The following is a 21,044-nucleotide window of genomic DNA, read 5'->3' as shown; positions in this document are numbered from 1 at the left end:
AGGCTGCGCCCGGCTGATCTTCGCGTGCGGCCAGAGAGGAGCATGGATGAGCGCGCGGGTCCTCGCGGTGGTCGTCGTCAATTACGGCGCCGCCCGACTGCTCGAGTCGAACCTCGTCTCCACGGCCTCCGATGTTCCGGAGGCCCGGATCGTCGTCGTCGACAATCTGTCCACGCCGACGGAGCGGGAGACCGTGTCGGCGCTCTGCGCCGCGCGGGGCTGGGACCTCGTCCCGATGGCGACGAACGCCGGCTTCGGCGGCGGGGTGAACGCCGGCGCCGCGCACGCGTTCGACGTGCTCGGTGCCACCGACCTCCTGCTCCTCAACCCGGACGCCCGTATCGACGGCGGTTCCGTCGCCGCTCTGCTGGATGCCACGGCGGACGACCTGACCCTCGCCTCTCCCCGCGTGGTCGACGCGGACGGTCGCGTGTGGTTCGCCGGGATGGACGTCTATCTGGACGACGGTGCGATGGGCGGCCCGCGGAGGCGGCGGGAGCAACCCTCGGCACGGCGGCTGCCGTGGATCAGCGGCGCGTGCATGCTCATCCCGCGATCCGTGTGGGAACTGACGGGAGGCTTCCACGAGGAGTACTTCCTCTACTGGGAGGACGTCGACATCTCCGTGCGCGCCGCACGCGCGGGTGCGCGGCTGGTGGTGGTCGACGACGCGACGGCCATCCATGACGAAGGCAGCACTCATCGCGGTCGCGGGCAGCGAGCCGAGGCGAAATCCGAGCTCTACTACTACTACAACATCCGGAACCGCCTGCTCTTCGCGGCGCTGCATCTCGACGACGATGACGTCGCGGCATGGGAACGGTCGGCTCCGCGCAACGCCTGGCAGGTGCTGCTCCGGGGCGGCCGGCGACAGTTCCTCCGCCCCCTTCCGCCGCTGCGCGCAGCATGGCGCGGGGTCAGGGATGGAAGACGATTCCTGTCCCGGCACCGCTCGACAGGGGCGCCAGTCTAAACTCGGAGCACCGTCTCTCGCACCGCGAGGACACCGGGGAGTGGGGATCACATGAAGGACGTGCACGAGGACAACGCACCGGGACGCCGACGCGTCTGGCTTCCCCTGACGATCCTGGTCGTGGTGGTCGGTCTCGCCGTGGCCGCCGCGTTCCTCGTTCCCCCGATGCTGACTCCCGCCGGGCAGCCGGAACCGACGAGCACGCCGACCGTCCCGCCCCGTGACATCGTGTCCACCGACGCGCCGCGCCCGACGGAGACGCCGCGGCCCGCTCCGTCGGAGAGCGGCCTCCCGTTCGCCGAGCTCACGCCGGTGGAGCCCAACGCCACGATCGTCGCGGAGGGTGCGGACATCCTCCTCGCCCGCGTGGAAGCCGTGCAGGGCGAGGCGGCACTCGCCGGGGAGACTTCGGGTCCTGCCGTGCGCGCCACTGTCAGGATCGTCAACACCGGCTCCGAACCGCTCGACCTCGACTACGTCGCTGTGAACGCGTATTCCGGCGCCGACCGGGCACCCGCCGGCACGCTGACCCGGCCCGGTGGCGTGCCGTTCGAGGGGATGCTCTCCCCCGGAGACGCCGCGGAGGGCGTCTATCTGTTCACCATTCCGGAGGAGGACCGTGAGGACGTCACCCTCACGGTCGACTACCTCTTCGGCGCGGAGGTCGGTGTCTTCCGCGGCGACCTCCGCTGATCGGAGACCTCCGTATGCGCAGCGTGACGTCGTGGACGACCACCTCCATCGTCGCCGCGGCCGCAGCCGCAGCGTCGGCGGTGCGGTTCACGTTCGGCCCCGGTATCAGCATCTCCGTCGTCGTTGCCGTGGTCCTGCTGCCGGTCTGGTGGCCGGCGTTGCGCGGCTACCGTTTCGCTCGGCCGTTGCTCGCGCTCGCAGCCGGCGCGGCGGTCTGGGGAGCGGCGACCACCCTCCTCGAGACCACGCGGGCGGCCTCGACGAGCCTCATGCTCGAACAGTCCCTCACGCTTCTGTCCCTCGCGGGAGGCATCGGCGTGCTCCTGTGGGCGCGGAGCGAGCTCGGCCTCGGCGCCACGGCCATCGCGTTCGGGGTGGGAGCACTGGCGAATGTGGCTCTCACGGGAGGCAACCCCGCCAACCTCTGGAAGTACTCCCTCGCTGTCCCGGTCATCATCGTCATCCTGGGCTTCACGTCGACCTCCCGGCGGCGGTCGTTGGATCTGCTGGCACTCGCCCTCCTCGCGGGCGTCTGCCTCTTCTCGGACTCGCGATCGATGACGTCCTTTCTCCTCCTTGCCGCCGTGATCGTGCTGTGGCAGATCTTCCTTCCGGCGGGAACCAGGCGTCCGCGCCCTGCACAGACCCTGGTGCTCCTGGGCGTGTTGAGCCTCGCCGCGTTCAGCATGCTGCAGGCTCTGATCCTTGAGGGAGTCCTCGGCGACGCCGCGCAGCAGCGCACGCAGGCCCAGATCGACACCTCCGGGTCGCTGATCGCCGGCGGGCGGCCAGAGTTGGGCGCCGCGACCGCCTTGATCTCCGCCCGCCCGCTGGGCTTCGGGAGCGGGACCCTGCCCACCTCACAGGACGTCTGGATCGCCAAGACCGGCATGAGCGAGCTCAACTACGATCCGGACAACGGGTACGTCGAGGGCTACATGTTCGGCGGGCAGTACGAAGTGCATTCGGTGCTCGGCGACCTGTGGCTGCGCTTCGGTCCGTTGGGCGCGGCGTTCGCGCTCGTCCTTCTCGGATGCGCAATCTACGCCGTAGCCCGCGCCGTCTCCCTCAAGGCCGCCCCCGGCATCGTCGTGTGGCTCACTCTGCTCGGAGCGTGGGACACGTTCTTCAGCCCTCTGCTCACCTCCTCCCGGACTCTCGCGCTGCTGTTCGCGCTGACCGCGATCCCCGCCGCCGTCGCCGTCCGTCGCGGGACCGCACCGGCCCCGAGATCTCGTCTGCCCTTCTCTGCGCCGCGCCGCGACCACGCCGCCCGCACCTCGCGGACGGTCGAGGACTAGAGCTCGCCCGGCTTCATGGCCTCGGCATCGATGGCGCGGATGATCCGCAGCGTCGCGGTGTCCGGCTCCGGCTCGCCCGCCGCCGCCCTCTCCTCACGCCGCCGACGGGGCGCGTAGACGACCAGGGAGTGGAACAGGAACCGGGCGAAGAAGGCCACGATGAGGGACAGCGCGGTCGCCAGGACGCTGGAGATGTGCCATGTCTCGACCATGAGCGCCATCACCGGGATGCGCAGGGCCGCCTCGACGTTGTTGAACGTGAAGGACGCCGCGAAGCGCACCCCGGCGCTGCGGGCGTCGGTGCGCATGTCGGCGAAGACGAAGCGCTCCTGCAGCAGGAAGTTGCCGATGATCGTGACCTCGGCGCCGATGATGGCCGCCCAGACGTAGGGGACGCCCGCCGCCGTCAGGGCCCACATGATCGCGAGGTTGGCGATGGCGCCGAGCACGCCGATCGCCGCGAACAGCGACATCTTCCCGAACCGCAGCCGTGCGAGATGAGCGATGAACGTGGCCCCCTGGCGCAGGCTCGCCTTCGAGGTGCCGTGTCGACGCTCGGCGAACTCCATCGGGATCTCCGCGATCCGCAGATCCGTCCGGGCGAGGATCTCCAGGAGGATCTTGAAGCCCTGCGGCTGCAGTGCATCCAGCCGCAGGCGACGCCGGTCGACGAGGAAGAACCCGGTCATCGGGTCGGTGCTCCGGGCGAGCCGACGGGGGAACATCGCGCGGGCCAGCCACGTCGCGGCGCGGGACACGCCGAAGCGCACGGCCGTTCCCAGGCCGCTCGTGTCTCCGCCGCCGACGTAGCGGGAGGCCGCGACCACGTCCGCGTCGCCGTCCGCGAAGCGGTCCAGCAGTGTCGGCAGCAGCTCGGGGGGATGCTGGAGGTCGCCGTCCATCACGATGCAGACATCGGCCGCCGCGGCGCCCAGGCCGACGACGACCGCTCCGCCGAGGCCTCCGACGTTGTCCGAGCGATGGATCACCCGCACCGGGATCGGGGCGTCGACCGCGACGCGCTCCACCTCGGCCGCGGTGTCGTCGCTGCTGTCGTCGACGAAGAGGATCTCGGCGTCCCGTCCCGCCAAGGCCGCGGCCGTGCGCTCCACGAGCTCGGCGACGTTGTCGCGCTCGTTGTACGTCGGCACGATGACCGTGACCCCTGCCCCCAACGTGGTCCCCTTCGTCGTTCCGCAGCCCCATCGGCTCCGGCATCCATCGTTCCATGGGTTCCTATGGGCTGCAGGACACGTTCCTGCTAGAGTGTCGTCTGCGGCTGTGGGAGTCGCGCCGAACGGGTGGGGATCCGTTCGACTGGGGAATGATCGATCTGGGGAGATCATGGGGACGCGTATCGGCTATGCCGTCGGAGCTTTCGACCTTTTTCACGTCGGGCATCTGAATCTGCTGCGACACGCCAAACAGCACTGCGACATCCTGGTCGCCGGCGTCGTGAGCGACGAGATGCTGCGTCAGGTCAAGGGGATCGAGCCGGTCATCCCGACCGCCGAACGTGCCGAGATCGTCCGGCACATCTCCTTCGTCGACGACGTCTACGTCGAGACGACGCCGTCGAAGATGGACTCGTGGCGCGACGTGCGCTTCACCCACTTCTTCAAGGGCGACGACTGGCGCGGCACCGAGAAGGGCCTCCGGCTGGAGAGCGAGTTCGCGGAGGTGGGCGTCGAGGTCGTGTACTTCCCGTACACCGCGCACACGTCGAGCTCGGCGCTCCGCCGCGCGCTCGACGCGATCACCGCCAACGCCACGGCATCCGCGGTCGGCGCGACCCGCTGAGGCGGGTCAGTTCGCGACGCCGAGGAGGCTGCGCGCCATCCGCGCCACGTGCGGCGGCGTGTGCGGACCGAGCCACACCGTCCAATGCTCCGGGGGCTCGCTGCACGTCCACTCCAGGCACCACGCGTAGACGGCGTTCGCGAGGCGCTCGCCACGCGCGTGGGCGCGCGTCCCCTCGGCCCGTACGAGCCAGCGGACCGAGACCCCCGGGGGGACGTCGATGTGCCGGAACTGGATGCGGGCCGCCGCTTCGATGAGGATGACGCCGTGCGCGTCCCACGGGAGCCGCGACGCGACGCGCGCGATGGCTCCGGCATCGGCCGCATCCCCGGCGATGAGCACCGCTCCTTCCATCGCTTCCCAGCCCGGATCCTCCAGGTGCTCGCACGCGCTGCTCATACCTCCACTATAGGTAAGGCTACCCTTACCTTCAAGGGCGACTAGCCTTCGACGGTTGCGCTCGTCAACGCCGTTGGCCGGCGACGTCGCCGCGGGGCAGCCTTGTTCCGTGAGCAGCAACAGGAATCGACGGACATCCGCCGGACGACGCCTGATCGGCGCCCTGGCCGGCCTCCTCGTCGCCACGGCCCTCGGCGGATGCGGGATGACGGTCCCGGCGGACCCGGACGGCACCCTGGACCGGGTCACGGGCGGGGAGCTGCGGGTCGGCACCTCGCCCGAGCCCGGCCTCGTCGAGATCGACCGCGGCGAGCCGCGCGGGCCGGTCGTGGATCTCGTCGACGACTTCGCCGCGAGCATCGACGCGAACGTCACCTGGACGGTCGCGACCGAGGAGAGCCTGGTGGGCATGCTGGAGACGGGCGACCTCGACCTCGTGGCCGGCGGACTGACGCCGGACACCCCGTGGATCGACAAGGCGGGCGTGACCCGCGGCTATCCGGGGATCGAGGGCGCGGGCGATCGGGAACTCGTCATGCTCGTCCCCCTCGGAGAGAATGCCTTTCTCTCGGCCCTCGAGGCCTCCCTCGACGAGGAGGTCGCTCGATGACCGGGACGAAGCAGTTCGGGCGCACCGAGCTCCCCGACGAACAGCAGCGGGCCACGCGCAAGGCCGTGCGCTGGGAGATCTTCACGATCGTCTACACCTCGATCACGATCACCGTGATCGCCCTCGTCGTGGGCGAGTCCCAGGCGATGCGCACGGCGTGGATCGAGGACATGCTGTCGCTCATCCCGCAGTTCGCCTTCCTCCTCGCGCTCCTGTTCGTGCGGCGACGCCCCACCCGGAAGCACCCCTACGGCCTGCACCGGGCGATGGGCGTCGGCCACCTCGTCGCCGGTGTCGCGCTCCTCGCGGTCGGCCTGAACCTCGCCGCCGAGGCCGTGGCCGGGCTCATCCGCGGGGAGCATCCGACCATCGGCACCGTGCAGGTTTTCGGCCAGACGATCTGGCTCGGCTGGCTGATGGTCGCCGTCATGGCCGTCGTGATCGTCGGGCCGGTGTTCTTCTACGGTCCGGCCAAGGCCAAGCTCGCCCCCGTCCTGCACAACAAGCTGCTCTACGCCGACGCCGACATGGCGAAGGCGGACTGGCAGACGACGGTCGCCTCCATCGTCGGCGTACTGGGCGTGGGCGCCGGCGTCTGGTGGCTCGACGGTGCTGCGGCACTCTTCATCTCGCTCGGCATCATCTGGGACGGCTTCCGCAACACGAAGACCGCGATCGTCGACCTCATCGACCAGCGGGCACGCACCTTCGACAGCGCGGAGCCGCACCCGCTGGCCCGCGATGTCGTCTCGTACCTGCGCAGCCGCCCCTGGGTGGATCAGGCTGCCGTGCGCATGCGGGATCAGGGCCAGGTGTTCCACATCGAGGCGTTCGTGGTGCCGCATCATCGTGGCGTCCGTACGGCCGACCTGACCGCCGCGTCCGAGGGGATCGCCGACCTGGACTGGAAGGTGCAGGACGTGGTGATCGTGCCGGTCGAGAAGCTGCCGGACGAAGCGGACCCCGGTCGATGAGCAGCTCCGACGAGGCACTGTTCCCCGGCTTCACGACCACGCGGATCCCAACCGCCGAGGCGGACATCCTCGTGCGCCACGGGGGCTCGGGACCGCCCGTGGTGCTCCTGCACGGTCACCCCCGCACCTCGGCGACCTGGCATCGGGTGGCCCCGGTGCTCGTCGAGCGCGGCTTCACGGTGATCTGCCCCGACCTGCGCGGATACGGGCGTTCCCGCGGCCCGGCGCCCACCGCCGATCATGCGGCCCATTCCAAACGCGCCGTCGCCCGCGACATCCGCACCGTCGCCGAGCGACTCGGCCATGAGCGCTTCCGCCTGGTCGGTCACGACCGTGGCAGCTACGTCGCGCTCCGACTCGCCCTCGATCACCCGGAGACCGTCGAACAGGTCGCCCTGCTGGACTGCCTGCCGATCTCGGAGTACCTCCGACGCTGCGACGCGACCTTCGCCGCGCACTGGTGGCACTGGTTCTTCTTCGCCCAGCCGGACATCCCGGAGCGCGTCATCGGCGCGGATCCGGAGGCCTGGTACGCCCCCAAGGCCGACCCGTCGACGATGGGCACGGCGAACCACGCCGAGTTCCTGCAGGCGGTGCGGCAGCCGTCGGTCGTCCGGGCGATGCTCGAGGACTACCGTGCCGGCCTCACGATCGACCGCGCGCACGAGGAGGCCGATCGCGCCGCCGGGCGTCGGCTCCGGATGCCGACCCTCGTGCTGTGGTCCGAACGCGACGATCTCGAGGAGCTCTACGGCGACCCCCTCCGCATCTGGCGGGACTGGGCCGACGATGTCCGCGGCCACGGCATCGACAGCGGGCACCACATGGCGGAGGAGGCGCCTGAACCTCTCGCCGCCGCACTGGCGGGCTTCTTCGGAGCCAGCCCTCCCCCACGGCCGTAGGCTGGAGGCATGACCAACCCCGCCTCCGACACCATCACGATGTTCGGCGCCGACTGGTGCCGCGACTGCATCCGCACGAAGAAGCAGCTCGACGAGCTCGGCGTCGCGTACACGTATGTCGACCTGGTCGCCGACCCCGCCGCCGCGGACATCGCGAAGGACATCTCGGGCCGCACGAACATCCCCGTCGTGGTCTACCCCGACGCCTCGCACCACGTCGAGCCGTCGAACGCCGACGTGGAGTCGAAGCTGCGCGAGCTCTCGATCATCTGATCGTCCTCGCACTCGGCGGATCTCCGCGCGGACGCCTAAGCTGAAAGCCCGTTCGAAGGAGACGCCGATGACTTCTGCGCCCACGACCGCGCCCGCCACCCCCGCCCTCGGCGAGGGCGAGAAGGAACGGCTCGACGCCGCCGTCGCCGATCTGCAGACGGGGACCGCGGTGTGGACCGCGCTCACCGTAGCGCAGCGCGCGACGCTGCTCCGGCAGGTCCGCACGAGCGTCGCCGCGACCGCGGAGGACTGGGCGACCATAGCCGCCGCCTCCAAGGGCCTGGACGCGCGGCATCCGCTCCGCGGCGAGGAGTGGCTGAGCGGTCCGTACAGCGTCCTCGGAGCACTCGATGCCTCGATCGCCACGCTCACCCGGATCGCGAACGGTGCGAATCCGCTCGACGGCATCCGGGTCGACCGCGCACCCGGCGGCCGCGCGCGCGTGCATGCCTTCCCCCTCACCGGCATCGACCGGTTCCTGCTGTCCGGCTTCACCGGCGAGGTCTGGCTCGAACCGGGGACCACGCCGAACACCGCCCGCGCGACCGCCGGTCTGGCACAGCGCACGCCGACGGTGTCCGGGGGCGTCGGACTCGTGCTCGGCGCCGGGAACGTGACCTCCATCCCCGTGCTGGACGTGCTGTACGAACTGCTCGCCCACAACCGCACCGCCCTGCTGAAGGTGAATCCCACGCAGGATGCGCTGGTCCCCGTCTACAAGCGCGCGCTCGCCCCACTCATCGAGCCGGGCCTGCTGCGGATCGTGCGCGGGGGCCCGGCCGCCGGCGCCTACCTCACCCAGCACCCCGGCCTCGCCCACGTGCACATCACCGGCTCGGCAGCGACCTTCGACACCATCGTCTGGGGACCGTCGACCGGCGAGGGGGCGGCCGCGACGAAGCGCCGCCGTCGCGAGAACCGCCCGCTGCTGAAGAAGCCCATCACCGCGGAACTCGGCGGGGTCTCCCCCATCATCGTCGTGCCGGGGAAGTGGACGGCCGCCGACCTCGCGTACCAGGCCGAGCACATCGCGACCATGCGCCTGCAGAACAGCGGCCACAACTGCATCGCGGGGCAGGTCGTCATCCTCTCCGCGGACTGGGACCAGGCCGACGACTTCCGCGCCGAACTGCGCCGCGCCTACGCCACCGCTCCGGAGCGCCCCATCTGGTACCCCGGCGCCCCCTCCCGCATGCAGTCCGCCGCGGACGACTACCCGGACGCCCTCGTGCTCGGCGACCGGCTCCTCGTCGAGATCGATGCCGACGACGACCCCTCGGCCCTGGAGAACACGGAGTACTTCGCGCCGGTCCTCGGCGTGGTGAGCCTGCCCGGCACGGGCCAGGAGTTCCTCGACGCCGCGGTCGCCCACGCGAACGAGAAGCTGCAGGGCACGCTCGGCGCGAACCTGCTCATCGACCCGGCGACCGAGAAGGCGCTCGGCAGCGGGTTCGAGCGCGCTCTCACCGCCTTGCACTACGGCTCGATCGCGATCAACGGCTGGACCGCCTTCGGGTTCATCACGCCGACGCTCACCTGGGGCGCGTTCCCCGGCGGCACGATCGATGACGTCGGCAGCGGCATCGGCGTCGTCCACAACGCCCTGCTCCTGGATCGGGTGGAGCGCTCCGTGCTGCGCGGCCCCTTCCGGCCGTTCCCGCGCTCGCTCCCCGTCGCGAACGGCGGAGGGCGGATGACCATCCTCCCCAAGCCGCCGTGGTTCGCCTCCTCCCGCACCGGTGCCGCCGTGAGCGAGGGCCTCACCCGCCATCGTGCGGACGGCGGCGCCCTCGGCCTCGTGAAGACACTGCTGCGCGCGCTCCGCGCCTGAGCGGAACGCGTCAGCCCTCGGGGCGGAACCGATCGGTCGCGGCGCGGAGAGCCGCGCGGATGCCGGGTTCGGCGGCGGAGTGCCCCGCGTCATCGATCACCTGGAAGTCGGCTTCCGGCCAGGCACGGTGCAGGTCCCACGCCGTCATCATCGGGGTGACCACGTCGTGGCGGCCCTGCACGATCACGGTCGGGATGTGCCGGATGGCGTGGATCCCCGCGAGCAGCTGCCCCTCGGCCCACCAGCCGCGGTGCACGAAGAAGTGGTTCTCGATGCGTGCGAAAGCGACGGCCCGGCGGGGATCGGCCATCGCCGCGATCTGCTCCGGGTCGGGGCGCAGCGTGACGGTCGCCGCCTCCCACGCCGCCCATGCGAGGGCCGCCGGTTCATGGACCGCCGGGTCCGGGTCGAACAGCCGCCGGTGGTACGCCTCGATCATCCGGGAGCGCTCCAGGACCGGGATCGGCGCGATGAAGTCCTCCCACAGGTCGGGGAAGAGCGCCGCCGCCCCGCCCTCGTAGAACCACTCGAGCTCGGCGCGACGGAGCGTGAAGATCCCACGCAGGATCAGCTCGGAGACCACGTCGGGGTGGGCCTGGGCGTAGGCGAGCGCGAGGGCGCTGCCCCAGGACCCGCCGAACACCTGCCACGTCTCGATGCCGAGGTTCTTGCGCAGCAGTTCGAGGTCGGCGATGAGGTGCGCGGTGGTGATGTGCCGGAGATCGGCCTCCGGCTCCGCGGCGGACGGCGTGCTCCGACCGCATCCGCGCTGATCGAGAAGGACGATCCGGTAGACGTCGGGGTCGAAGAACTGGCGCTGCCACGGCGAGGTGCCGCTGCCGGGGCCGCCATGGAGGAACACGACGGGTTTCCCCTCGGGGTTGCCGCTGATCTCCCAGGCCACGCGATGCCCGTCGCCGACGAGCAGCACTCCGGTCTCGTGCGGCTCGATGGGCGGATAGAGCCCCTCGGTGTTCGTCATGTTCGGTCCCCCAACCGGTCGTGCGGTCCTGCCGAGTCCACGTTATCTGACAACGGCGGGACCACCGGGCCTACGGGTCGAGCTGATCGGCGGGGAGGGTGAACACCTGCCCGCACGCATCGAGCCCGTTCTGGTATCCCTCCGCGAACCAGCGCTGACGCTGCTCGCTGGAGCCGTGGGTCCAGGTCTCCGGGTTCACCTGCCCGGACTGCTCCTGGATGTGATCGTCGCCGACGGTCGACGCCGCGTTCAGGGCGTCGCGGATCTGCTCCTCCGTCGGCTTCTCGAGGTACGGATCGCCGTCGGCGTCGGTCTGCTCGGTCGCGCGGCCGAGCCAGCCGCCGGCATAACAGTCGGCCTGCAGCTCCATGCGCACGCCGTTGCTGCCGGGACCCGTCCCGTTGTTCGGGTACCGCTCCATCGCCCCGAGGAGGTTCTGAATGTGGTGACCCCACTCGTGCCCGACGATGTAGAGCTGCGCGAGGTTCCCGGCCGAGGCCCCGAACTGCTGCTGCATGAGCTGGAAGAACGTGGGGTCGATGTAGACGGTCTCCTCCGGCGGGCAGTAGAACGGGCCGACCGCGTTGGAAGCGGTGCCGCACTGCGTGGAGGTCGCTCCGTCGACGACGATGAGCTGCGGAGCCTGATACCCCTCCACGTTGTCCTCCCAGAAGGCGTCGAGCGCGACCTGCGCCCCCGCCATGCGGCAGTCGACGTTCGCGTTCGCGTCGGCGCCGCTGTCGCAGTTCTCGATGGCCGAACCACCGGCGGGCTCGCTCCCACCCCCGGGCGCGCCCCCGACGAGTCCGCTCAGGTCGATGCCCAGCAGGGGGCCGGCGATGAGGGCGAGGAGGGCGAGCACGCCGACGCCGGAGCCGCCCGCGATCGCCGCCGTGCGTCCGCGGCGACGCGTGGTGTTGCGGGAGAGGTCGGCGTCGGGATTGAACGTCATGCGTCGAGGGTACTCCGCGCGCCGACACCGCGACGGACGTAGGCTCGTGACATGGCCACCACGATCACCATCACCGGCGCGGGCGGACAGATCGGCTACGCGCTCCTCTTCCGCATCGCCGCCGGCGACATGCTCGGTCCGGATGAGAAGGTGCGGCTGCGGCTGCTGGAGATCCCGCAGGGGCTCGGCGCAGCGGAGGGCGCGGCGCTGGAGCTCCAGGACGGCGCATTCGACCTGCTTGAGCACGTGGAGGTGACCGATGACGCCGCGGTCGGCTTCGACGGCTGCGACCTCGCCCTGCTCGTGGGCGCCCGCCCCCGCGGTCCCGGCATGGAGCGCGGCGACCTCCTGGCCGCGAACGGCGGCATCTTCGGGCCGCAGGGCGCCGCCATCGCCGCGAACGCCGCCCCCGGCGTCCGCGTGACCGTGGTGGGCAACCCCGCCAACACGAACGCCCTGATCGCCTCCGCGGCGGCCGACGGCGTGCCCGCCGACCGCTTCACCGCCCTCACGCGGCTGGACGAGAACCGCGCACGGGCCCAGCTCGCCCAGACGCTCGGCGCCCCCGTGCACACGGTGCGGCGGGTGCCCATCTGGGGCAATCACTCGGCCACGCAGTTCCCCGACGTGTCGCATGCGACCGTCGGTGGGAAGCCCGTGCAGGATGCCCTGGAGCGGATCGTCGGCGACGTCCCGGCGTGGCTGGACCAGACGTTCATCCCCCGGGTCGCCAAGCGCGGCGCGGAGATCATCGAGGTCCGCGGGTCGTCCTCCGTCGCCTCCGCCGCGAGCGCGACGATCGACCATGTGCGCGACTGGGTCCGCGGGACCGAGGACTGGACCTCCGCCGCCGTCGTCTCGCGCGGGGAGTACGGTGTCCCGGAGGGCCTCGTCTCGTCGTTCCCCGTGCAGTCCGTCGACGGCGAGTGGCACATCGTGGAAGGCCTGGAGATCGACGACCGGGCCCGCGCGCGCATCGACGCCTCGGTCGCGGAGCTCGTGGAGGAGCGGGACGCGGTCCGAGCCCTCGGACTGCTCTGATCCGGTCGCCGCGGGACACCTGGGCAGGGCAGAATAGAGGGCGGAGGTGCGGGATGAGCGACACGATTGACCCGGCGGGAACGACGCCGTCTCTCGACGATGCGCTGACGAGCCCGCTCCACCTCCCGCACGACGCAGCGAAGTGCCCGAAGTGCTTCACGGAGCTGCAGCAGAACCGCAACTTCTGGACCGCGCGTCCCGCCGGCTCCCGCCTGGTCGGCCTCGTCGTCGCCCGCGAGGGCATGCCGTCGGTCGTCGAGCAGCGCGCCGACCTCACCCGCTTCGGCGTGCCCATCGAGGGCTTCCGTCACCCGGCGCCGGACATCCTGGAGAGCTGGAACGACCGCCTCGCGCGACTCATCTCGACGCTCCGGACCGGAGACGTGGTCGTGGTGGCGAACATCCGGGCTCTGGGGCTCGACGCCGAGGAGGGCGCGCGCACGGTCGCCGAGCTCCGGCGCCACGGGATCATCGTGAAGGTGCTTGGCCACGAGGCGCGTCATCTCGCTGACGCCGCCGGCGCCCGCTGAGAGGCACCGCTAGAACTCCCCGGACCGCAGGCGGGCGAGCGTGCCCGCACCGATCTCGGCACGGACGTCGGGACGGTTCGCGTAGAAGGTGACGAGCTCGGCCAGGAGCACAGGATCGCTCGCGAGGTCGGCCGCCGCCCACGAGGACGGCTGCGCGGTCGCCGTCCGCAGCACCACGCGGTTGCCTTCCAGGCCGGCGCCGACGACCTCCTCCCATGCCACGGCCACGTTGTTGCGCGGGATCCGAAGCTCCACCCCGTCCGGGCGCAGCGTCAGGCGATGGGCGGAGGGAGCCCGGAACCACGACCGGGTGCCGGCGATCGTCATGATCAGCGCGACCACCGGGAGGAGGAGCAGGGTGAGGAGCGGCAGTCGGTCTGCGGGCACCGTGAAGATGCTCCATGCCCACGCCGCGAGGAGCAGGGCCCCCACGGGCGCGAGGGCGCGCAGCGGCCAGACGATTCCCGCGGCCCCGCCGAACGCGATCGCCGGACCGTCGACGACCGGCCGGACGACTCGGACCCGCGAGACGCGGGCATGGGCCACCAGCAGCCAGACGCCCACGGCGACGGCCGCGAGCACACCGATCCCCAGAGCCTTCATCGCGGGAGCCGGATCGGCGAACAGGATCAGGCTGAACAGCAGGACCACGATGGCGAACACGACGCCGAACACGGTGAGTGCCGTGGTCGCCCGCTGCTGCCCCTGCCACCCCGGATGACCGGGTACCCAGATCGTCTCCGGAGACGTCGACTGCTGCTGCCCTGTCACCCGAACAGTCCCTTCCACGCCTTGCCGATGTTGTGCCCCGCGTCGCCCACGAAGTCGGTCGTGTTCTCCCAGGCGTCCTCCGCGAAGTCCGTCGTGGCGTCCCATGCATCCGCCATGCCGGCGTCGATCGACTCCCGGACGTCCTGCGGCACCCAGTTCTCGTACGCCCACACCGCACCGGCACCGACCGCCACCGCGGCCCCGCCGACGACCACCGCCGTGCCCCAGACCGGGAGCGTGACGACACCGGCCGCCGCGAGCGCGGCGACCCCGGCAGCCGCAGCCGCGCCACCCGCCGCACCGCCGATGATCTCCACCGCGGTGGACGACGGGTCATCGCCCGACGACATCGCCGAGCCCAGGTTCCAGGCGTCGACGCCCCAGCCGATGAACGGCACCGCCCGACTCGCGCGAGAGAGTCCGCGGGCCAGATCCTCGGCCTCGTCCGCCGCCCACCGCATGCCGGTGGGGTTGGCGGCCTCGGCGGCGGCCTTGACGGCAGGGTTGCCGGAGCGCAGCTCGCGAACGAAGTCCGATGCTCCGAGACGCAGATCCTCCGCGTGGGAGGTGAGCTCGGCCGCCGTCTCCGCCCACGCCAGGCCCTGGCCCTCGAGGTAGATCTTCGGGACCTCGCCGCTCGCCTCCCGCAGACCGGACAGGATCTTGTCCGCCGTGGACTGGCTCGGCATGGTCCCGAGGAAGCCGTCGAGGTTCTCGCTGATCCACACCTCGAGCTCGCCCCACCAGGAGCCGACGTCGGCGGCGATCTCGTTGTACAGCTCGATGCGGTCGAGGTGCTCCTGCCACTCGTCCCAGTAGGGGTCGTCGCGCGAGGTGGGGCACACCGGGATCAGGGACACCGGCCGGCCGATGATCATCCCGTTGACCGGGAGCCCCGCCGCCCGCGCATTGTCGCGGTGCGTCGCGAAGTCCTCCTTCATGCGCCGCAGCTGCCCGGCGTACGACCGGAGCTTCTCGGCGGCGTCACGGGCGAGGTCCTTGATCTCCTTCGCGGCGTCGGTCGTGCGCGAGAGGATCGTGACGTAGTCGTCCGCCGACTCGCCGTACCAGTGCCCGCGCACGCCGGTCGGGATGAAGGTCGTGACGTTGGAGGAGACGTCTGCGGCGTCCTTCAGGTCGGGGTCGAGCCAGTCCGCGGCCGCCTGCACCTGGTCAGCGTCGCCGTACGTGGTCGTGTCGATCGTCATCAGAGGTCCTCGACGATGGCCGCGACCGGGTCGAGCTGGTCGATCACGTCCTGCTCGTTCGTCTCCGCGTCGTCGGCGATGGCGCGGACGATCTCTCCGAGGGTGCCGTTGATCCGGTAGAGGGCGTCGACGCCCTCCCCCACCCGCTGCATGATCGCGGCGACCGTGTCTGAGGCGAGCCCGCCGTCGACGGCCGTCGGAATGCCGGAGAGCTTCGTCTCGATGACCTCGACCGCCTCCTCGTGCATGTCCGCATGGACGGCCATCACCTCCGGGTCCATCGCGATGCGGCTCATGCGATGGCTCCGTTCCGGCGGTAGGACGGGGGCACGTCGAGGTCGAAGATCACGACATCGTAGGGCTGCGCCTCCTTGATCTGACCGAGGTCCTCGGTGCGCACCAGCACCCAGGGCTGCCGCTCGCCGGCGAGCTCCAGCAGCCGGTCGAGGGCGGTGTAGGCGAGCAGTGCACGCCGCCCGTCCTTCAGCTCCCGGATCTCGACGAGCTGCTCCTCGGGCGTCGACGTCACGCTCAGGGGCAGGTACAGCACGGGTGGGACCATCGGCGTTGCGGCCGGCATCGGTTCGAAGGTCATCTCGGTCTCTCCTCGGTTGTCACTCGTAGCTCGGCGGCACCCACAGCAGCTGCGCGGAGACGAGGCCCCGATCGCGGCTGACGATCTGCGCACGGCCCGGAATCGCGGGAACGGCCTTCACCTTGCCGATGAGCTGGCCCTCCTCGGGGCTGCCCGAGAGCAGGATGCCGGTCGCACCCAGGTCGGTCATGCGCTGGATGATCGGATCGTACGCGGCGCGGCTCGCCCCGCCGGTGCGGCGGGTGAGGATCACGTGGAGGCCGAGGTCGGCCGCCTGCGCGAGCAGCGGCGCGAGGACCGCGACCGGATTGCCCTGCGAGGTCGCCACGAGGTCGTAGTCGTCGATGAGGACGAAACCCTCCGCCCCCTTCCACCACGACCGGCTGCGGAGCTGGTCGGGCGTGACGTCGGGTCCGGGGATGCGGCTCCGGAAGAACTGCGCGAGCTCGTTCATCCCGCCCTCGGTCATCTCATGCGACGTGAGGTAGGCGCCGAGGTATTCCTGCGGGATCTCGCCGAGCAGGGCACGACGGTAGTCGACGACGAAGATCTTCGCCTCGGTCGGCCCGTACAGACGCGTGATCTCGTGCACGACGCCGCGGAGCATCGACGACTTGCCGGAGTCCGCGTCGCCGTACAGATACAGCAGCGGCTCGGCGACCGGATCGATCGAGAACGGGGCGAGGTTCGCCTCGTCGATACCCAGCAGCAGTTCGCGGGGCTCCGCGCCGTCCGGCGACTGCGCGGCCGCGACGGCGCGCAGATCGGCATGGCTGATGCGCGAGGGCAGCAGGCGCAGCTTGGGTCCGGCCGGTCCGTGCCACGCCGCCGCGACGCGGGCCACGAGGTCGTCGATCCCGTCCGGCAGGCTCGACGCGTCGTCCACGCCGTCGACACGCGGCAGCGCCGTGAGCATCTGCAGACCGCGGTCGTTGAGGCCGCGGCCGGGGATGGCTGTGACGTTCTCCGCCGCCTTGCGGTTGACCTCGGAGTCCGTCGGGTCGCCCAGACGCAGCTCGATGCGTGTGCCGATGAGGTCCTTGATGTTGGCCCGGATCTCCATCCAGCGCGCCGCCGTGATCACGACGTGGACGCCGTAGGTGAGACCGCGGGCGGCGATCGCCTGGATCTGCGGCTCCAGCATCTCGAACTCGGCGCGGAGCGTGCCCCATCCGTCGACGATGAGGAAGATGTCGCCGTAGCCGTCGTCGGCCAGTCCCTGCCCGCGGCGCTGCCGGTAGGCGTCGATCGAGTCGATGCCGTGCTGCCGGAAGTACACCTCGCGGGCGTTCAGCAGGCTGGTGACCTCAGCCACCGTGCGGCGGACGACGTCCGGCTCGGACCGCGTCGCGACGCCGCTGATGTGCGTGAAGTCCTGCATGCCGGTGAAGCTGCCGCCGCCGAAGTCGATGACGAAGAACTGCACCTCCTGCGGCGTGTGCGTGAGCGCCAGGGCGGCGACCGTCGTCCGCGCGAGCGTGCTCTTACCGCTCAGGGGCGCGCCGACGATGGCCATGTGTCCGGCCGCGCCGCCGAGCGAGACCGCGAGGTTCTCGCGGCGCTGCTCCAGCGGCACGTCGACGATGCCGAGCGGGACCGTGAGCGCTCCCGCCTTCCGCCAGCGCGGGGAGACGAGACCGAGCGACGGGTCCTCGACGAGGTCGCCGAAGAGCTGGTCGAGGGTGGCCGGTGTCACCAGCGGCGGCAGCCACACCTGGTGCGCCGCGGGGCCGCGTCCCTTCATGGACTCGACCGCGATCTCGAAGGTGTTGCGCTTCTCCTCCGGCTCGGCGTCGACCACGACCTCCGGCTCGTCCACCGGCGCCTCCGCCCGCCACACCGGCGCGGCGGTGAACAGCTCGACCGCGGTCGAACCCGTGCTCTGGCCGGAGCCGGACGAGGCCCGACGACGACGACGCGGCGGTGGTCCGGACACGTACGCGGCGCGGAACTGGGTCATGGTCTCGGTGTCGGACTTCAGGATGCCGGCGCCCGGCTGCGTGGGCAGGTGATAGGCATCCGGCACGCCGAGGACCGTACGGGACTCGGCCGCCGAGAACGTCCGAAGACCGATGCGGTAGGAGAGGTGCGTGTCGAGGCCGCGCAGCTTGCCCTCCTCCAGCCGCTGGGAGGACAGCAGCAGGTGCACCTGCAGCGAGCGGCCGAGCCGGCCGATGTTGACGAACGTGTCGACGAACTCCGGCTTGGCCGACAGGAGCTCGGAGAACTCGTCGGCGACGATGAGCAGGGCCGGCAGCGGCGCCAGGTCGGTGCGGCCGCCGCGACGCGCCTTCTCGTAGTCGGCCACGTTGGCGAACGGACCGGTGGCCCGCAGCAGCTCCTGTCGGCGCACCATCTCGCCCTGGAGCGCGTCCTGCATGCGGTCGACGAGGGAGATCTCCTCACCGAGGTTCGTGATGATGGCCGAGACGTGCGGCATGTCGGCCATGCCGGCGAACGTCGCGCCACCCTTGAAGTCGACGAGCACGAAGTTGAGCTGCTCCGGCGAGTGGGTCATCGCGAGCGCGAGCACGAGCGTGCGGAGCACCTCCGACTTCCCCGAGCCGGTGGCACCGATGATGAGGCCGTGCGGGCCCATACCCTGCTGCGCCGATTCCTTGATGTCGAGGATGAGCGGGCTGCCGTCCTCGGTCTGGCCGATCGGCACGCGGAGCCGGTCGCGCTCCAGGCGCGGTGCCCAGGCGGCGTCGAGGTCGAGGTCGCGCACATCGGGAAGACCGAGGAGCTCGACGAGCTCGGCCTGGCCGGTCGCGCTCTTCTTGCTCGCGATCGCCGTGCCGCCCGAGTACAGGGCGATGAGCCGACGAGCGGTCGCCTCGGCCTCGACGATGGTGATCGCGTCGGCCTCGAACGGGCGCGCGGGCACCTGCAGGCTGACGAGCTCGGCGCGTGTGCTCGCACCGCCGGTCTCGAACGCGATGCGCAGGGCGTTCGGGTCGTCGAGGTCGCCCCACCGGGCGGGCAGGTCGATCACGGTCACACCCTGGACGCCGTCGCCGGTGACGAGGGCGTCGTTGAACGACGTCGTGGCGCCGTCCGTGACGATGACGATGTGCGGCGTCTTCGGTCCGGAGCCGTCGCGGGCGAAGCGCGAGCGCTCGCGCACCTCGGGCGGCAGCATGTCCTCGAGCTCGGACAGCTGCGAGCCGATCATCCGGGCGGCGCCGAGGCCGTCGCGGACGGTGCGCGAGTGCGTGTGCGGCAGCCACTTCGCCCACTCCCACTGCGGGAGCACCCCGGTGTCCGCGGCGATGACGATCTGCAGCACGTCGGGGTCGTGCATGGTGGCCGCGTGCAGCAGCATGGCCCTGGCCAGCGCCCGGGTCTCGTCCTCGTCACCCGTGATCTCGATGCGGGCGTAGTCGCGGAGGGTGACGCCGAGCGGGAGGTTCTTCTGGACCTCGTGCGTCAGCATGAAGCGGTGCGCGGCCGAGGCGGCGACAGGGTCGAGCTGCGCCAGCGGCGGGAGCTCCGGAGCTTCGAGCGTGACGCACAGCGGCTGGTCGGTGACCCCCACGCGGACCGACAGGAAGTCGGGGTCGTTCACGCCGCGCTCCCAGACGCGGGTGCGCTCCTCCGCGAGGTACGGCAGGGTCGACGGCGCCGGCAGGTGCCAGTTCGCGGAGCGGCGCTGCTGCCGGGCGGCGACGCGGACGGTCTGCCGCAGCTCGGTCAGGTACGCCAGGTACTCGCGACGGGCACCGAGCGTGGCCGCCTGCCGCTGAGAGCGCTGCCGCCAGCCGTTGACGGCGACGAAGCCGAGCGAGGACAGCAGGAACATGCCGCCGGTGAGCAGACCGGTGACGGATTGGTTCGACATGGTGACCATGACGATCGCGCCGACGCTGCCGAGCATGGGCAGCAGCGACCCGAGGATCCCGATGCCGCCGTCGTTCGGCTGCAGCTCCGGCGGGGCCTGGACCGGGAGCCTCCCGGAGGGGACACGGGGCGGGGCGAGACGGGGTCCTGTCATGCTCTCTCTCCGGCGCTGCTGTCTGTACCTAGCAGGAGGCTGATGGTGAAGCTGCGGTTGCCCATGCGGACACGGTCGGCATCGTCGAGGAGCACGCGCTCGCCAGCGACGAGCTCGGTCGTCTGGCCGTCGTCGCTGCGGACGTCGGAGCCGTTCGTGGAACCGAAGTCGGTCACCCAGGTGCGGCCGCGGGAGTGCTCGATGCGCAGATGGGTCTTCGAGACGGACGCGTCGGGGTCGGTGACGACGATGAGGCGGTCGTCGTGCGCGCTGGCGACGGGGCCGCGCCCGAGGTTCGCGGCCACGGGGAGGGCGAGCTGCACCCGCTGGCCCGTGTCGAAGATGAGCAGGAGCGCCCCGGTCTCCGGCGCGGGAGCCTCGGCGCCCGTCTGCGGCGCCGGGGCGGGGGCGACGGTGAAGAGCGGCCGATCCGATCCGGGTGCTGCCGGTTCCGGGGTCTCGGTACGGCGGGAGGCGGCGCGGGCGTCGGTGGGCTGGGAGTCCTCGTCCACGACGGACGGCGCCGCCACCAGCGGCACGACCTGCGGCGGAGCGAGCGGAGCGGCCTCCACCGCGGCAGGAGCCGGCGGAGCCTCGACGGCCGCCTTGGCGGGCACGGCGACCACGACGGTGCCGGCGACGCGGTCGGCCCAGGACTGCCGTCTGCCGCCGCGATCCCAGGCGCTGGAGGCGACGACCACCCAGCTGCCGACAGCCACGAGGAAGCCGGCTCCGGTGATGATGCCGCGGACGAACTGGCGCCCGATCCCCGGCGACCACGGCCGGTCGGCGCGCGCGCTGCGCAGGCGCAGCACGGCGTTGCCGAGGGTGAGGCCGGTCCGCGCTTCCAGCACCCAGAGGAACAGGGCGAGCTCGAAGACCGTGAGGGCGGCGAGCAGCACGCTCTGCGTCAGCACGAGGACGACGGCGGAGGCGAGGAACACGGCAGCCGCGTCGAGGGTGAAGGCCGCGATCCGCTGAACGGTGCCGGCGGGGGCTCCGCGGAAGGCGGGGCCGAGTCCCTCGGCCGGCCGAGGGACGGTGCGCCGCGACGAGGCGATCGGCGTGGGCGGCGCGGGCGTCTGGCGCAGCGGCGTGCCGTCGACACCGGGGGGCGCCGCGATCAGGGCGGGCGGCAGCGCAGGGATCTCCCCCGGACGGTCTCCGCCGGGCGCCATCGGCGGGATCGGACCCCCGCTCGGCCAGGACTGTGAT

Annotated in this window: 21 protein-coding genes; 11 read left to right on the top strand and 10 right to left on the bottom strand. The window is 71.4% G+C overall.

Translation table 11 applies throughout. The features are described 5' to 3' along the window. Positions 1–46 precede the first annotated feature (46 nt). Genes IZR02_RS02530 through IZR02_RS02520 form a run of 3 tightly spaced genes read left to right on the top strand, consistent with a single transcriptional unit; the run spans position 47 to position 2,967 of the window. The gene (locus IZR02_RS02530; RefSeq protein ID WP_025104621.1) at positions 47–973 is read left to right on the top strand and encodes a glycosyltransferase family 2 protein; all 927 of its coding nucleotides are present in this window, start codon (positions 47–49) and stop codon (positions 971–973) included. A gap of 51 nt (positions 974–1,024) precedes the next feature. Beyond that, positions 1,025–1,666, top strand: a complete 642-nt coding sequence (locus IZR02_RS02525; RefSeq protein WP_025104622.1) for a hypothetical protein — start codon at positions 1,025–1,027, stop codon at positions 1,664–1,666. Between the two features lie 23 nt (positions 1,667–1,689). Next, positions 1,690–2,967, top strand: coding sequence for a hypothetical protein (locus IZR02_RS02520; RefSeq protein ID WP_157544425.1), 1,278 nt, complete (start codon positions 1,690–1,692; stop codon positions 2,965–2,967). Here IZR02_RS02520 and IZR02_RS02515 read toward each other — a convergent pair. After that, complete coding sequence (locus IZR02_RS02515) at positions 2,964–4,142, bottom strand: glycosyltransferase (protein ID WP_029989680.1); 1,179 nt, start codon at positions 4,140–4,142, stop codon at positions 2,964–2,966. The two genes, IZR02_RS02520 and IZR02_RS02515, sit on opposite strands and share 4 nt — an antisense overlap. A gap of 169 nt (positions 4,143–4,311) precedes the next feature. On the opposite strand from IZR02_RS02515, the gene IZR02_RS02510 reads away from it, so the two are divergent. Beyond that, positions 4,312–4,767 (top strand): adenylyltransferase/cytidyltransferase family protein, encoded by a 456-nt coding sequence (locus IZR02_RS02510; protein WP_025104624.1) that lies wholly within the window; start codon positions 4,312–4,314, stop codon positions 4,765–4,767. 6 nt (positions 4,768–4,773) lie between these two features. Here IZR02_RS02510 and IZR02_RS02505 read toward each other — a convergent pair whose 3' ends face one another. Next, positions 4,774–5,166, bottom strand: coding sequence for an SIP domain-containing protein (locus tag IZR02_RS02505; RefSeq protein ID WP_025104625.1), 393 nt, complete (start codon positions 5,164–5,166; stop codon positions 4,774–4,776). 109 nt (positions 5,167–5,275) lie between these two features. On the opposite strand from IZR02_RS02505, the gene IZR02_RS02500 reads away from it, so the two are divergent. The 5 genes from IZR02_RS02500 (at position 5,276) to IZR02_RS02480 (ending at position 9,756) form a co-directional block, all read left to right on the top strand. Further along, a complete protein-coding gene (locus IZR02_RS02500) occupies positions 5,276–5,776 on the top strand; it encodes a hypothetical protein (RefSeq protein ID WP_051582254.1) in 501 nt (166 codons plus the stop codon). Beyond that, positions 5,773–6,750, top strand: coding sequence for a cation transporter (locus IZR02_RS02495; protein WP_029989684.1), 978 nt, complete (start codon positions 5,773–5,775; stop codon positions 6,748–6,750). The genes IZR02_RS02500 and IZR02_RS02495 overlap by 4 nt, the downstream gene beginning before the upstream one ends. Then, entirely contained in the window at positions 6,747–7,652 is a 906-nt protein-coding gene (locus IZR02_RS02490; protein WP_217316560.1) for an alpha/beta fold hydrolase, read from the top strand. The genes IZR02_RS02495 and IZR02_RS02490 overlap by 4 nt, the downstream gene beginning before the upstream one ends. Positions 7,653–7,661: 9 nt before the next feature. After that, a complete protein-coding gene (locus IZR02_RS02485) occupies positions 7,662–7,925 on the top strand; it encodes a glutaredoxin family protein (protein WP_025104627.1) in 264 nt (87 codons plus the stop codon). Positions 7,926–7,992: 67 nt separating this feature from the next. Continuing rightward, positions 7,993–9,756 carry an aldehyde dehydrogenase family protein gene (locus IZR02_RS02480; protein ID WP_025104628.1) on the top strand — a complete coding sequence of 588 codons (1,764 nt, stop codon included), beginning with the start codon at positions 7,993–7,995 and terminating at the stop codon, positions 9,754–9,756. A 10-nt stretch (positions 9,757–9,766) separates the two neighbouring features. Here IZR02_RS02480 and pip read toward each other — a convergent pair whose 3' ends face one another. Both pip and ypfJ read right to left on the bottom strand, forming a co-directional pair. After that, complete coding sequence (gene pip, locus IZR02_RS02475) at positions 9,767–10,738, bottom strand: prolyl aminopeptidase (protein WP_025104629.1); 972 nt, start codon at positions 10,736–10,738, stop codon at positions 9,767–9,769. Between the two features lie 70 nt (positions 10,739–10,808). Then, a complete protein-coding gene (ypfJ, locus tag IZR02_RS02470) occupies positions 10,809–11,690 on the bottom strand; it encodes a KPN_02809 family neutral zinc metallopeptidase (protein WP_025104630.1) in 882 nt (293 codons plus the stop codon). A 51-nt stretch (positions 11,691–11,741) separates the two neighbouring features. Between ypfJ and IZR02_RS02465 the strand changes: the two genes are divergently transcribed. Both IZR02_RS02465 and IZR02_RS02460 read left to right on the top strand, forming a co-directional pair. Next, positions 11,742–12,731 carry a malate dehydrogenase gene (locus IZR02_RS02465; protein ID WP_025104631.1) on the top strand — a complete coding sequence of 330 codons (990 nt, stop codon included), beginning with the start codon at positions 11,742–11,744 and terminating at the stop codon, positions 12,729–12,731. A 53-nt stretch (positions 12,732–12,784) separates the two neighbouring features. Further along, on the top strand, positions 12,785–13,261 hold the full coding sequence (locus IZR02_RS02460) for a dehydrogenase (protein WP_025104632.1): 477 nt from the start codon (positions 12,785–12,787) through the stop codon (positions 13,259–13,261). 9 nt (positions 13,262–13,270) lie between these two features. Here IZR02_RS02460 and IZR02_RS02455 read toward each other — a convergent pair whose 3' ends face one another. From IZR02_RS02455 to IZR02_RS02430, 6 genes are read right to left on the bottom strand one after another with little or no spacing between them, the layout of a single operon-like run. Continuing rightward, on the bottom strand, positions 13,271–14,032 hold the full coding sequence (locus IZR02_RS02455) for a PH domain-containing protein (protein WP_025104633.1): 762 nt from the start codon (positions 14,030–14,032) through the stop codon (positions 13,271–13,273). Beyond that, complete coding sequence (locus IZR02_RS02450; protein WP_025104634.1) at positions 14,029–15,240, bottom strand: hypothetical protein; 1,212 nt, start codon at positions 15,238–15,240, stop codon at positions 14,029–14,031. The genes IZR02_RS02455 and IZR02_RS02450 overlap by 4 nt, the downstream gene beginning before the upstream one ends. Beyond that, positions 15,240–15,536, bottom strand: coding sequence for a hypothetical protein (locus tag IZR02_RS02445; RefSeq protein WP_025104635.1), 297 nt, complete (start codon positions 15,534–15,536; stop codon positions 15,240–15,242). Before IZR02_RS02445 ends, IZR02_RS02450 begins: the two co-directional genes overlap by 1 nt. Next, positions 15,533–15,835, bottom strand: a complete 303-nt coding sequence (locus IZR02_RS02440; protein WP_025104636.1) for an SAV_915 family protein — start codon at positions 15,833–15,835, stop codon at positions 15,533–15,535. Before IZR02_RS02440 ends, IZR02_RS02445 begins: the two co-directional genes overlap by 4 nt. 19 nt (positions 15,836–15,854) lie before the next feature. Beyond that, positions 15,855–19,829: a type VII secretion protein EccC gene (locus IZR02_RS02435; RefSeq protein WP_025104637.1), complete on the bottom strand. Its 3,975-nt coding sequence runs from the start codon at positions 19,827–19,829 to the stop codon at positions 15,855–15,857. Continuing rightward, the gene (locus IZR02_RS02430; RefSeq protein ID WP_025104638.1) at positions 19,826–21,007 is read right to left on the bottom strand and encodes an FHA domain-containing protein; all 1,182 of its coding nucleotides are present in this window, start codon (positions 21,005–21,007) and stop codon (positions 19,826–19,828) included. Before IZR02_RS02430 ends, IZR02_RS02435 begins: the two co-directional genes overlap by 4 nt. Positions 21,008–21,044 lie beyond the last annotated feature (37 nt).

The sequence above is a fragment of the Microbacterium paraoxydans genome (assembly GCF_019056515.1).
Classification (GTDB): Bacteria; Actinomycetota; Actinomycetes; order Actinomycetales; family Microbacteriaceae; genus Microbacterium.
The sequence above is the reverse complement of the archived record's forward strand: the minus strand, read 5'-3'. Positions and strand labels throughout refer to the sequence as shown.